11 protein-coding genes are annotated in these 13276 nt (G+C 68.7%); 8 read left to right on the top strand and 3 right to left on the bottom strand.

Features of this window, described 5'->3' with window-relative positions; translation table 11 throughout:
- The first annotated feature begins 67 nt into the window (after positions 1–67).
- The 3 genes from N1027_RS11990 (at position 68) to N1027_RS11980 (ending at position 3608) form a co-directional block, all read left to right on the top strand.
- Entirely contained in the window at positions 68–1390 is a 1323-nt protein-coding gene (locus tag N1027_RS11990; RefSeq protein WP_259508182.1) for a coiled-coil domain-containing protein, read from the top strand.
- A 39-nt stretch (positions 1391–1429) separates the two neighbouring features.
- Entirely contained in the window at positions 1430–2743 is a 1314-nt protein-coding gene (locus N1027_RS11985; protein WP_259508180.1) for an ion channel protein, read from the top strand.
- A gap of 91 nt (positions 2744–2834) precedes the next feature.
- Complete coding sequence (locus tag N1027_RS11980) at positions 2835–3608, top strand: GntR family transcriptional regulator (protein ID WP_259508178.1); 774 nt, start codon at positions 2835–2837, stop codon at positions 3606–3608.
- Positions 3609–3708: 100 nt separating this feature from the next.
- Here the strand turns inward: N1027_RS11980 and N1027_RS11975 are convergent, their stop codons facing one another.
- The 3 genes from N1027_RS11975 to N1027_RS11965 all read right to left on the bottom strand — a co-directional run bounded on the left by N1027_RS11975 (position 3709) and on the right by N1027_RS11965 (position 6922).
- Positions 3709–4641, bottom strand: a complete 933-nt coding sequence (locus N1027_RS11975) for a carbohydrate ABC transporter permease (protein WP_259508176.1) — start codon at positions 4639–4641, stop codon at positions 3709–3711.
- Between the two features lie 9 nt (positions 4642–4650).
- A complete protein-coding gene (locus N1027_RS11970) occupies positions 4651–5538 on the bottom strand; it encodes a carbohydrate ABC transporter permease (RefSeq protein WP_259508174.1) in 888 nt (295 codons plus the stop codon).
- A 97-nt stretch (positions 5539–5635) separates the two neighbouring features.
- Positions 5636–6922 carry an ABC transporter substrate-binding protein gene (locus N1027_RS11965; RefSeq protein ID WP_259508173.1) on the bottom strand — a complete coding sequence of 429 codons (1287 nt, stop codon included), beginning with the start codon at positions 6920–6922 and terminating at the stop codon, positions 5636–5638.
- A 142-nt stretch (positions 6923–7064) separates the two neighbouring features.
- Here N1027_RS11965 and N1027_RS11960 point away from each other — a divergent pair, with 142 nt between their 5' ends.
- The 5 genes from N1027_RS11960 to N1027_RS11940 all read left to right on the top strand — a co-directional run bounded on the left by N1027_RS11960 (position 7065) and on the right by N1027_RS11940 (position 13262).
- Positions 7065–8279 (top strand): Gfo/Idh/MocA family protein, encoded by a 1215-nt coding sequence (locus N1027_RS11960; RefSeq protein WP_259508172.1) that lies wholly within the window; start codon positions 7065–7067, stop codon positions 8277–8279.
- Complete coding sequence (locus N1027_RS11955; RefSeq protein WP_259508171.1) at positions 8276–10492, top strand: primary-amine oxidase; 2217 nt, start codon at positions 8276–8278, stop codon at positions 10490–10492. Before N1027_RS11960 ends, N1027_RS11955 begins: the two co-directional genes overlap by 4 nt.
- Positions 10489–11520 carry an SIS domain-containing protein gene (locus N1027_RS11950; RefSeq protein WP_259508169.1) on the top strand — a complete coding sequence of 344 codons (1032 nt, stop codon included), beginning with the start codon at positions 10489–10491 and terminating at the stop codon, positions 11518–11520. Before N1027_RS11955 ends, N1027_RS11950 begins: the two co-directional genes overlap by 4 nt.
- Positions 11517–12659: a BadF/BadG/BcrA/BcrD ATPase family protein gene (locus N1027_RS11945; RefSeq protein ID WP_259508167.1), complete on the top strand. Its 1143-nt coding sequence runs from the start codon at positions 11517–11519 to the stop codon at positions 12657–12659. Before N1027_RS11950 ends, N1027_RS11945 begins: the two co-directional genes overlap by 4 nt.
- A 156-nt stretch (positions 12660–12815) precedes the next feature.
- On the top strand, positions 12816–13262 hold the full coding sequence (locus tag N1027_RS11940) for a hypothetical protein (protein ID WP_259508165.1): 447 nt from the start codon (positions 12816–12818) through the stop codon (positions 13260–13262).
- Positions 13263–13276: the final 14 nt, after the last annotated feature.

Raw genomic sequence — 13276 nt, 5'->3', positions numbered from 1 at the left:
GTGCCGGGCCGGGGTTGAATATGCATCTGGGGCGCCGATCCGTGACGTGCCCGAGCTCAGAGGATCCATGGACAAGACACTTCGCGCCCGGCGCCTGCGGGCCGTCGGCACCACTCTGCTGGTCGTCGCCCTCACCGCCGCCGCTTCGATCGCCGGCGCGCCGGCTGCCTTCGCCGACGACTACCCGAGCTGGGACGAAGTGGTCGCCGCCCGCAGCAGCGAGAGCGCGAAGCAGGACGAGATCGCCAAGCTGCAGGGCGTGATCGCCGACAACGAGGCGAAGGCCGCCGCCGCGCAGGCGCGCGTCGCGGAGACCTCCGACGCCTACGACAAGGCGAGCGCCGCCCTGACTGCCGGCCAGCTGAAGTCGGACACCCTGGCTGCCACCAGTGCCGCGGCCGCCACCAAGGCCGACGATTCGAAGAAGCGCGCGGCGCAGATGGCCGCCCAGTTCGTGCGCTCCGGCGGGTCGGACCTCACCACCCTCCTCCTCACGAGCGACTCCTCTCACATCGACGACCTGCTCGCCCAACTGAGCGCCGCCAGTCAGCTCACAGAATCGGTGAACGCGGTCTACGCAGCCGCGGAACAGGATGCGAACACCGCGACCTCGCTCAGCAAGCAGGCCGACGTGGCGAAGCAGGAACTCACCGAGCTCGCCGACGCGGCACAGGCCGCGCTCGAGGCCGCCGCGGCGGCACAGCGCGAGGCCGTCGCGATCCTGCAGGAGAACTACGCCCACAAAGACGAGATGGATGCGCAACTCGCGAGCCTGCAGCAGAACACCGCCGTCACCGAGCAGCAATACCAGGCCGGAGTCGCGGCGCGGGCCGCTGCGGCGGCAGCGGCAGCGGCGGCCGCAGCAGCGGCCGCCCACGGCGGAGGCCAGGTCATCGGGCCCGTCTCGGGCGACGCTCAGGCCCTCGCCGAGGAGCTCATGGGCTACGTCGCCGCGGGCCAGTTCTGGGGATCGACCCCCGACCACATCTTCGAGATCGCCTGGATCGCGCAGGGTCAGGATGTCGCCAACTGCAGTATCGACGTCACCATCCTCCAGGCGATGGTGGCCGCCGTGCGGGCCTTCGGCAGTGCGGGCGTGAGCGACATCAGTCGCCGCTGCACCGGGCAGATCGAAGGGGCGGGCACCGCATCCGCTCACTACAAGCAGGGCGGTGGCCACGCGGTCGACTTCACCTCGGTGGGCGGCGTGCGCCTGACCGGGGCGAACGACGCGTCGCTGAACCTCATCGCCGTGCTCGACCCGATGATGCCCAACGGATCACGGGTCGGTCAGTCGCAGTGCCGCTACTCCGCCGGCAACGAGCCGAGCTTCCAGAACTTCATCGACTTCGAAGACAGCTGCGACCACTTGCACGTCGACGATTTCTGACCCTCCCGGTGGCGAGGGGCTGAACGCTATCGTGAGCACATGACCTCTCCCGCCCCCGGAGCGCTCACCCAGCCCGCGCCGACCATCAAGCGTCTGCTGCAGCTGTCGGCGCCGTCGCTCCTCATCGGGGTCGTGAGCGCCCTGCTGCTGTTCGGCATCGAGTGGGTCGCCGGCCAACTCGAGACGGTCATCTGGGACGTCGTTCCCAACGCCACCGGCATCGACCCCGACAACGGCTGGTGGATCTTCAGCATCCTCACCCTGACCGGTCTCGTGGTGGGCCTGTGCCTCTGGCTGGTTCCCGGGCACGGTGGCCGAGACTCCGCCACCACCGAACTGATCGCACCGCCGCTGCCCTTGCGCGCGCTGCCCTCGCTCACCCTCGTTGCAGTGATCGGCTTGGCGGGTGGTGTCAGCCTCGGCCCCGAGAACCCGATCATCGCCATCAACACCGGCCTCCTGGTCGCGCTCGTCGCACGGGTGTGGAAAGCGGTGCCGCCTCAGCTGGTGATCATGATCACGGCGGCCGCCACCATCGGCGCGCTGTTCGGCACGCCCGTCGCCGCCGCGTTGGTGTTCACCGGCGTGGTCGGCTCGATCGCGGGCGGCGGAGCGCTCTGGGACAAGCTCTTCCTTCCGCTGGTCGCCGCCGGCGCCGGTGCCGTCACGATGCATCTCCTCGCGCATCCGACTTTCGCGCTGCCCCTGCCCGCATACGACACCCTTCAACCCCTCGATCTGTTGAGCGCCGCCGTCATCGCATCCGTCGCGGCCGCCCTCGGCATCGCGGCTGCCGCCGTCTTCCCGCGGCTGCACGGCGCGTTCCGGCTGCTCCGCAACCCGGTGTTCTACGTCACGGCCGGTGGTGTCGTGCTCGGTGTGCTGGGCGCGATCGGCGGCCCGATCACCTTGTTCAAGGGGCTGGAGCAGACCTCTGAGCTCGCGACGAACCGTGCCGACTACACGATCGAAGCGCTGATCGTGATCGTGCTGGTGAAGGTGGTGGCGCTCACCGTCGCCGCGGCCGCGGGATTCCGCGGCGGTCGTATCTTCCCGTCGGTGTTCATCGGGGCCGCGATCGGCATCCTCGCCAACGCGGTGGTGCCCGGCATCCCGGTCGCCCTCGCCGTGTCGGCGGGCGTGCTCGGCATGGTGCTCGCCGTCGCTCGAGACGGCTGGATCGCCCTGTTCATCGCCACGGCGGTCAGCGGCGGACTCGTCGTGCTGCCGGTGCTCTGCCTCGCGATCCTGCCCACCTGGCTGATCGTCACGAAGGCCCCCGAGATGATCGTGCACCCGAACGCCGACAAACCGGTCGTGCTCCCCGGATCAGCCGCACCGTCTTCATCGTGACCGGTGCCGACGCCCGGGCACCCCGACGCGCCGACGCACACCACGGGTGGCTTTGTAGGGTGTGGTATTGAAAGTGGTATAGCTTAGGCTCATGACGGATTCCAGGATCGACAGCTCCCGCGCCGAGCCGCTCTGGGCCCAGACCGCCGACTACGTTCGTGAGCAGATCGCGAGCGGCGCCTATGGCGAGGGGATGCGGCTGCCCGCCGAACGCGAGCTGTGCCTCGATCTCAATGTCAGCCGGGTGACCCTGCGCAAAGCATTGGTGAGCCTCGTCGAAGAGGGCGTGCTGAGCTCGTCGCACGGCCGCGGCTGGTACGTCTCGCAGCCCGACGCCGCCGAGCCCACGGCCGGCGACTGGCCGAACTCGCTCGAGTCGTTCAGTGAGACGGCGGCCCGCATGGGGCTGGTCTCCGACTCCCTCGTGATCGAGCAGCGCATCTCCCCCGCCACCCTCGACGAGGGCGAAGAACTGGGCGTCGCTCCCGGCACACCGTTGCTGCGCCTCGGCCGGGTGCGCCGGCTCGACGGGGTGCCGATCGCCATCGACAACACGCGCGTGCCGGCCACCCTCATCCCGCAGGCCGCCGACGTCGACTTCGCCACCGGGTCGCTCTACGCCACGCTCGGTGAGAGCGGCATCGACATCGCCCGCGCCGAGGCCACCATCGAGGCCCGCGACGCTGACGCCTCGATCGCGAAGCATCTCGACATCGAGGTCGGCCGCCCGATCCTGGTGATGAAGCAGACCTCGGTGGATGCGCGCGACCGTCCCGTGCTCATCTCAACCATCGAGTACTCGGGCGACCGCTACCGCCTGCGCACGGTCTTCACCCGCTCGAAGCCGGGCCATCCGCGTCGCTGAGCCCCCTTCGCGGGCTTGCGTCCACCCGCCGTCGTCGATTCGCCAATTTCTGACGGAATCCGACCCGGCGTAGCGGCGTGTCTTGGCGATTCGGTGAGGGCTACTTGCCGTAGCCCTGGCTGAGACCCTGGATGAAGTTGCGCGAGAACACCGTGAACAGGATGACGAGAGGCAGCGCGCCGAGCGTCAGCGCGGCCAGCAGCGCCGGGTAGTCGCTCTGGAACTGCCCCACGAACTGCTGCACGCCGAGCGTCACGGTCTGGTTCTCCTTGCTCGGCGCGAGGATGAGCGGGAACCACAGGTCATTCCAGATCGGCAGCATGGTGACGGATGCCACGGCCGCGAGCCCTGGGCGAACGAGCGGCAACACGATCGAGAGCGTGCGCAGCTCCCCCGCCCCGTCGATCTTGGCGGCCTCCTTCAACTCCATCGGCACGCGCCGGAAGAAGGTGGCCATCAGCGCGATCGCGAGCGGCAGGCTCATCGCCGTGTAGACCAGGATGAGCGCCACGAGCGTGTCGACGAGGTGCCAGGCCACCATGGTCTGCAGGATCGGCACGGTGCCCAGCCGAATCGGCAGCATGATGCCGATGATGAAGAACCCGGCCAGCACCGGCGCGAGCTTCACCTTGTATTCGGTGATCGCGAACGCCGCGAAGGTGCTGAGCACCAGTGTCAGCAGCGTCGAGACGAGAGTGACGATGATGCTGTTGCCGTAGTTGAGCGCGAAGTTTCCGCGCTTGAACACATTGGCCCAGCCGTCGAGGTTGAAGGTCTCGGCCGTCGGCGGAAGGAACGGGCCGTTGAAGATGCCGGGCGTCGTCTTCAACGAGTTCATCACCACGATGAGGATCGGGCCGATCGCGACGATCACGAAGATGATCAGCGCGACGTGCACGAACAGCCGGCCACCGGCATCCGATCGGCTGGGCTTGTTGAGACCGAGGCCGGTCGGGCGGTCGCCGCGGAAGCGGGTGCGGCCGCCGCTTCTGCTGCGGGAAGGAGTGCGGGGAGGGCGGGTGTCTGTCGTCATTCTCGGGTCCTAGAGTTCGTAGCTCTTCAGGCGGCGCTGCACGACGGCGAAGTAGACGGCCGTGATGATCAGGATGAGGAAGAACACCACCGAGGCGACGGTGGCGCCGAGATCGGGGTTGGCCACCTGCCCGCTCGACCCGAAGAAGGTGCGGTAGAACAGCGTGCCCAGGATGTCGGTGGCGTAGTCGGGGCCGGGCGCGGATCCGTTCAGGGCGTAGACGATGTCGAAGCCGTTGAACGTCCAGATGTAGGTCAGGATCGCGATGAGACCGAACTGCGGCGCGATGAGCGGGAACTTCACCTTCCAGAAGGTGGTCCAGGCGTTCGCGCCGTCGAGCTTGGCGGCTTCGAGCACGTCGTCGGGGATGGCGATGAGGGCGGTGTAGAGGAAGATCATCGGAATGCCGACGTACTCCCACACCGACATCAGCGCGATGGTCGGCAGCGCCGTGTTCTCGTCGCCGAGGAGCGGGAACTGCACGATGCCCCAGAGCGGGTTGATGATGAGTCGCCAGACGAAACCGACGATGACCACCGAGAGCGTGGCCGGGATGAACAGCAGTGTGCGGTAGACGCCGCGCGAGCGGCGCAGTGTCGACGAGGTGAGCAGCGCGGCCATCAGAAGGCCGATCGGCAGCTCCACCAGGAGGTGCACCGCGAAGAATTCGAAGTTGTTGACGAGGGCGTTCCAGAAACGCTCGCTCGTGGAGGTGTTCGTGAACAGGTAGACGTAGTTGTCGAATCCGACGAACACCGAGGTGGGGCCGGTGTCGGAATCCATGAAGCTCAGAACGACCGACGCGATCAACGGGATCACGAGGAACCCGGCGTAGATGACGAGGGCGGGAAGGCTGAACAGGATCAGATTGCGGTACGAGCGGACGGTGCTCTTCATCTGACCTCTCTTTTCGGTGTCGGATCGACAGGCGGATCGGGCGGGAGGACAGCGAGCGCGCCGGGTGGTCGTGTGGCCACCCGGCGCGTCGCAGACCCTACTGGGCGGGCTTGTACCAGGAGTCGAGGCCGGCCTGCAGTTCTGCAGTGGCGTCCTCAGCACTCAATCCTGAGTTGTACATGTTCTGCAAGGCCACCCAGATCTCGTCGTCGAGCGGTGGGGTTCCCGCGCTCAGCCGGTCGAGGGCCAGACGGGGAGTGAGCTCGGCGTCGGTCTTCAGGTCGGCGAACTTCTGCGCGAGCTCGTTGTCGTAGGTCACGGCCTCGGTTCCCATCGAGAAGAACCCGGGCAGTTTGTTGACGTAGAGGCTTTGGAACTCGGAGGTCGAGAGCCAGTCGAGGAACTCCTGCGCGGCTTCCTTGTGGGTCGACTTCGCGTTCATCCCGATTCCCTGGTCGGGCATCTCCTGCTGGTAGCGCTGGTCGCCGGCCGCGGCGACCGGTGCGCCGAAGACGCCCACGTCGAGCCCGGTGGCGGTGGCGGCCGTGATGTCCCACGAGCCGTCGGGGATGATCGCTGCCTTACCGAGGGTGAACAGCTGCATCATGTCTTCGTAGGTCAGCGACTCGTAGCCCTCCGGAAGGTAGGGCTTGAGGTCGTCGAACGCCTGGAAGGCGGCCACGAAGTCGGGGTCGGTGAGCTTCTGGGAGCCGTCGATGAGGCCGAGCCGGCCGTCTTCGCCCTTCCAGTAGTTCGGGCCCAGGTTGTAGAGCACGTTGTAGGCGAGCTGCCACCCGTCGGCCGAGCCGAGGGCGAGCGGCGTGTACTTTCCGCTGGCCTTGATCTTCTCGAGCACGTCGGTGAACTCGGCCTGCGTGGTGGGCACTTCAAGCCCGAGCTCGTCGAAGATCGCCGTGTTGTAGTAGAAGCCGGCGAGAACGGATGCGATGGGCACGCAGAACGGGTTGCCGTCGACATCCGTCCACGCGGCGAGCGCGGTGTCGTCGAAGGCTCCGACGGCATCTGTGCCGGCCAGCGGCTCGAAGTAGCCGTCTTCGATCCAGGCGCGGTTGACGTCGAACGGGCGGCACATGATGAGGTCGGCGCCGGTGCCGCCCTCGATCTGCGACTGCATGGCCGCGTTGTAGTCGTCGGTTCCGACGGGCGCGTATTCGACGGTGATACCGGGATGCGACGCCTCGAAGGCGGGGATGATCTCGTCTTCCCACATCGCGGTGTCTTCGGTTCGCCAGGTCGCGAGGGTGAGTGTCACGTCGTCGCCACCGTCAGTCGACGAGGCGCTGCCGCCCGACGAGCATCCGGCAAGACCGACGAGCATCAGGCTTGCTGCTGTGATCGCGATGGGCGCTAATTTCGATCGCACGGCGCCTCCTTCTTCTAGTGATTGTCAGTGCGGGGTTTCGCCAGCATATACATTCTGTTCATGAGGTTACAAGAGGTATCTTTGTAACGAACATGTTTCGGCTAATTGTATGGATGTTGTTTCTAGAGGTATGGTCTTCACCATGACACGAATTGGAATCCTCGGCTCCGGATTCATCGCCGAGTGCTACGCGGATGCGCTCACCGATGTGCGCAGCGCCGAGCTCGTCGCCAACTACTCGCGCACGCCGTCGTCGGCGAGCAGGCTCGCTACGCGCTGGTCGATCCCCCGCACCCACGACTCCATCGACGCGCTGTGCGCCGATCCGGAGGTCGAACTCGTCATCGTCGCACTGCCCAACGAGCTGCACGTGGAGGCAGTGCGCGCGGCGGCGCGGCACGGCAAGGGCGTCATCTGCACCAAGCCGTTGGCGCGCACGGGGCCGGAGGCGGCGTCGATTCTCGCGATCGTGCGTTCGGCGGGAATCTGGCACGGGTATGCCGAGAGTTCGGTGTTCTCGCCCAACATCGCGAAGGCGCACGAGATGGTGGCGGCCGGCGGCATCGGGTCGGTGCTCACCATGCGCGCCCGCGAGGGGCACAGCGGCCCGCACGCTCCTCACTTCTGGGATGCCTCGACCGCCGGCGGTGGCGCCCTGCTCGACATGGGCTGCCACACCGTCGAATCGGCCCGCCACTTCTTCGGCAAAGACAACCCGGTGGTCGAGGTGATGGCCTGGGGCGCCACGCTCGTGCACGGCGACAAGACCACGGGTGAAGACACCGCGGTGGCTTGGCTGCGCTTCGAGGGCGGTCAGCTCGCCACGATCGAGTCGTCGTGGATCGAGAAGGGCGGGATGTCGCTGCGCCACGAGTTCATCGGCTCGGGTGGGCGCATCGTCACCGACACCTCGCAGACCCCTGTCTACGGGTTCATCACCTCGCCGGTCGGCTATCTCGTCGAAAAATCGGATGCCGACACCGGCTGGGTCTACCCGGTGCCCGAAGAGACGCGGGCTTACGGCTTCTCGCAGCAGTTCCGGCACTTCCTCGACCGCTTCGAACAGGGCATCGCCCCATCGGAGACCTTCGACGACGGCGTGATCGTGAACACCATCATCGACGCCTGCTACCGCTCGATGCGCACTCGCCAGTGGGAGCCGGTCGAGTCGCCCGCCGTCGTCACGGCGCCGTCTGCCGCCGGCTCTGACTCCGCGCCCGGGACACCGCCCGCTGCCACCGAGGCCGCGCCTGCCCCCGCCGCGCCCGCCACCTCGGGTTACGCGCCCATCGCTCCCGGCGCCGCATTCACCACCCCCGCCACCTCGACCGCCGCCACCGAGGGGATCGCCCTGTGACAACTGAATCCACGACCGCCGCCGACCACCCCACCACCACCGCAGCCGAGGGCGCAAACCTCCCCACCGCCAGCGCGCCCGAGGGCGCCGGCAGCCCCGACCTCACCGCGCTGCTCGCGCCGGAGCTGCGCACCGTGAGCTCCGACGAGATCGAAGCCACCCGCGCCGTGCTCGTGCGCGAGGGGCTGCTCGGGCCCGACGGGCACGTCGCCTACCTCGGCCTGCAGGAGCCCGACAAGCGCGAACTGCTCGCCGGCGCCCGACCCGCGCGGCGCATCCGGGTCATGCTCGTCGACTTCGGCACCGGGCTCTCGACCGACATCGTGGTGGTGCCCTCCGAAGACCGCGTCGAGTCGGTGCACGAGCTCGACCCCGACACCGAGGGCCAGGCGCCCGTGGTCATCCCCGAGTTCGCGCTGGTGGAGGAAGTCGTGCACCAGGATGCCCGCTGGCGCGCCGCCATGGCCAAGCGCGGCCTCACCGACCTCTCGCAGCTGCGCGTCAATCCGCTCTCCGCAGGCGTACTCGGCGTCGACGAGGCCGGCCGCCGGCTGCAGCGCTGCTTCACCTTCGTGCAGAAGACGCCTCAGGATCTCGGCTGGGCGCATCCGGTCGACGGCGTCACGGTGATCGTCGACGTCGTGACCCGGGAGGTGCTCGACGTGATCGACTACGTCGACCTGCCCGTGCCGCAAGAAGACGGCAACTTCCACCTCCCGTCCTGGGTCGGTCTGCCGCCCCGCGAGGGCCTCAAGCCCATCGAGATCACGCAGCCCCAGGGCCCGAGCTTCACGATCGACGACGACGGCGTGATCGACTGGCTGGGCTGGCGACTGCAGGTGGGCTTTGACCAGCGCGAGGGGCTCGTGCTGCACGACATCGGCATCCGCGACCCCGACACCGGCGAGCAGCGGCCCGTACTGTACCGCGCGTCGATCGCGGAGATGATGGTGCCGTATGGCGATCCGTCGCCCCAGCGCTGGTTCCAGAACTTCTTCGACTGCGGCGAATACCTGCTCGGCGGCTTCGCGAACTCGCTCGAACTCGGCTGCGATTGCGTGGGCGACATCACCTACCTCGACGCCGTGATGGCGGGTGACGACGGGCACGCCCGGGTGGTGCCGCAGGCGATCTGCATCCACGAAGAAGACACCGGCATCCTGTGGAAGCACTTCGACAACTGGAACGGATCGAGCGACTCCCGCCGCAACCGCCGCCTCGTCATCTCCTTCTTCGTGACCGTGGGCAACTACGACTATGGCTTCTACTGGTACTTCGGGCTCGACGGCACCATCGAACTCGAGGTGAAAGCCACGGGGGTGGTGTTCACCTCGGCCTATCCCGGTAACGGCTATCCCTTCGCGTCCGAGTTAGCCCCCGGACTCGGCGCTCCCTATCACCAGCACCTCTTCAGCGCCCGGCTCGACACCATGATCGACGGCCTCGGCAACGCGGTCGACGAGCTGGAGGCGGCGATCGTGCCGCCCGGGCCCGCCAATCCGACGGGCACCGGATTCACGCAGACGGTCACCCGCCTGCGCACCGAGAGCGAGGGCGGCCGGCTGGCCGACAACACGCGCAACCGGGTCTGGCACGTCGTGAACCCCTCGGTTCAGAACCGGCTCGGCCGGCCCGTGGGCTGGGTGCTGCAGCCCGAGGGAAAGCCGGTGCTGCTGGCGGATGCGTCGTCGGACATTCACGCCCGCGCCACCTACGCCACCAAGCACCTCTGGGTCACCGCCTACGACCCGGCCGAGAACTATGCGGCCGGCGACTTCGTGAACATGCACCCGGGCGGCGCGGGCCTTCCGGCCTGGATCGCGGCCGACCGCCCGATCGACGACACCGACATCGTGCTCTGGCACACCTTCGGGCTCACCCACTTCCCGCGCATCGAGGACTGGCCGATCATGCCGGTCGACAGCGCCGGGTTCACCTTCAAGCCGCACGACTTCTTCGGGCGCAACCCCACGCTCGACATCCCGGAGAGCGTGAGCGACCACTGCGCGCCGGGCCACGCGCACGCCGAGCACGCAGCCGCGGGCCACGCGGATGCCGAGCACCTGGCCCACGACCACTCCGCTGGTCATCCCGCGCCCCACGCCGCCGGCCACCACGCGACGCACCCCGCCACTGACCCCGCGATGGCCCACGACCACACCGACCACCACCCCCAGACCCACCAGCACCACCAGGATGGAGACCACGCGTGAAGGGTTACGTTCCTCTCGCCGAGGCGCGCCGCAACCAAGTCGGCCACCTCGAACCCGCGATCGACCGGATCGCGGCCGACGCACTCGAGCTCCAGGCATCCGGAGCCCTGAGCGGACCGGGACCGATCTTCGTCGGCATCGGGGCGAGCCTCGCCGCGGCCGCTGCTCCGGTGTGGGTGTTGCGCAAGCGCGGCATCCACTCGTGGCGGCTCGGTGCCGGCGACCTGCCGTTGCCGTTCCCGGCGAGTGTGCATCCGATCATCGGGATCTCTCAGAGCGGCAAGAGTTCGGAGACCCTCGCCGTGCTCGAGTCGGTGCCACCTTCGCTGCGGCTTGCCGTGGTGAACAACGCGCCGTCGCCGATCGCGGATGTCGCGTCCCGCTCGCTGGTGCTCGGCAACATCCCCGACAGCTACGCGTCGACCATCGGCTACACGGCGACGATCGTGGCGCTCGGCATGATCGCCGACCTCTGGGACGGGGGAACACTCGACGCCGATTGGCATCGCCTGGCCGACGACTTCCGCTCGGTGGAGGCGCAGCTCGCGGAGCGGTCGTTGAGCATCGCGCAACGCTTCGCCACGGCGCCCTCCGCCGACTTCGTGGGAGCGGGCCCGGCGGTCGGGTCGGCCGAGGCCGGTGCCCTGTTGTTCCGCGAGGTGGCGCGAGTACACTCCACAGCGATGAGCACTCGCCAGTACCTGCACGGATCGATGGAGTCGGCGGGCGACGGCGTGCACGTCGTGCTCGGCGACGCGCGGGAGATCGCGCTCGCCCAGACCCTCAGCGAGGCCGGGCACCAGGTGGTGCTCGTGACCTCGCAGGACGTGCCGCAGACCTCCTCGCTCACCACGATCTCGCTGCCGCGCCGGCACGCCGCGCAGCGGGCGGTGCTCGAGGCCGCGGTGATGCAGGCGTTCGCGAACGACATGGCGTTCGTGCGCGGTATCGATGTGGAGGAGTTCGTGTTCCACAACGCCGACACCAAGGTGGAGTCCGCCGCCGCCCCCGCGAGCGAGCTCGGATGAGCCTGCTCGTCGGCATGGACATCGGCGGCACCAAGGCCGCCGTGCGGGTCGAGACGCTCGAGCGAGAGCTCGTGGCCGAGGTCGTGGTGCCGTCGTCCGACTGGGATGCGGAGCCCGTCGCGGCAGGCGTCGAGTGGATCGCGAGGGCGCTCGACTCGGTGCTCGGATCGCTCGGTGCGGTGCCGCCGGGTGGCGCATCCGGAGTTTCGGGCGCGTCGGGCGCAGCTGCCGCATCCGGTGCCTCCGGTGTTTCCGGCGCACCGACCGCATCCGCTGCATCCGCTCTGTCGATCGCCGCGCTCGGTGTCGGCGCGCAGGGGCTCGACAACACGGCCATCATGCTCGAGTACGGCGCGGCACTCACCGCACGCCTCGGCATCCCGACCATCGCGGTGAACGACGCCGCGCTCATCGCGCCGGCCGCGGGACTCGACGACGTGATCGGCCTCATCGCCGGCACCGGCGCGATCGGCGTGGGCTGGAGCGCGGAGGGCGAGTTCCTCGCCGCCGGCGGTTGGGGATCGGTCATCGGCGACGACGCGGGCGCCGCGGGCATCGTGCGCGAAGCCGTGAAACGCGCGCTCCTGCGCCACGACGACGGCTTCGCCGACGACGGTCTCCTCGCCGCCCTCCTGGCAAGCTTCGGAGTGACGGATGCCGAGCGCCTCGCGCGTGCGGTCAACGACGACCCGAGCACCGAGAACTGGGGGCCGCATGCGCCGGTCGTGTTCGCGGCGGCGCGATCCGGGTCGCTCGATGCGCAGATCGTGATCGAGGGCGCCGCACAACACCTCGCCCGCCTGGTGCGTCAGCTGGTCGCGCAGGGGGCGGTCGGCACCGACGTGGTGGCGGCCGGTTCGGTCATCGCGGCCCAGCCTGTGTTGTTCGAACGGATGTCGGCACTCGTCACTGCGGCCCACTCCCGCCTCCGGGTGCGCCTGCTCGATCGCCCGCCGGTCGCCGGTGCCACCGAACTCGCGGCCCGCCTCGTGGGTGCGGCTGCGGGCGCTGCGTCGCCGCCCGAGCCCTCCGCCGCCTCCTCCGCCGCCCCCTCCTCTCTCGCCGCCCCCTCCACCTTCGCCGCCCCCTCCTCCCTCGCCGCCCCCTCCACCGTCGCCGCCCCTCCGCCCGTGGCCTGACCCACCCCCATGACCGGTCTCCCGCTCTCCCCCTCCGCCCTGAGCAGCGCCGCTCCGATTCGAGTCGTCCCTAACGGGGCAAAGAGTCGAGTTTTGGCCCGTTTAGGGACGAGTCGATGGGAGACCTGGAGCGCCCACGGGCTGATGGTGGGTGGGATGCTGGTGGCAGTTGGCGTGCCGGGGGCATTGCTCCCGGTTGCGATGGGTTTCCTTGTGGTGGCGGCGGTGATGGCTCGCGCTGCCCGCACCGAGATCTGGGCGCGGGAGGCGATCGTCGACTTCTGGGCGATGACTCTGCTGATGGTGGGCACGCTGGCCGCCCCCAGCGCCCAAGGCATTGCGGACACCGCGAGTGCCGGCGCCACGTCGGCGTCCGCGTCGACCGTTGCGCATCCGAGCAGCGAGCTACTGGCCCTTCATCATGGCGGCGCGCCCACGAATGCGCTCGAGTTCGTCACGAGCCCCACCGTGGTGCTCATCGCGTGGCTCCTGGCGCGCGCGGCTTTCGCTGTCACCGCCCGCCGCACCGCGAGCATCCGGCATTCCCTGCTCACGGCGGCCGCCGCCGCCGCCCAACTGCTCGTGATGCTCGCCGTGCACTGAGAGCCGCGACCCGC

It is taken from the genome of Herbiconiux aconitum (assembly GCF_024979235.1).
Taxonomy (GTDB): domain Bacteria; phylum Actinomycetota; class Actinomycetes; order Actinomycetales; family Microbacteriaceae; genus Herbiconiux; species Herbiconiux aconitum.
This window is presented reverse-complemented; position numbering and strand designations above follow the sequence as displayed.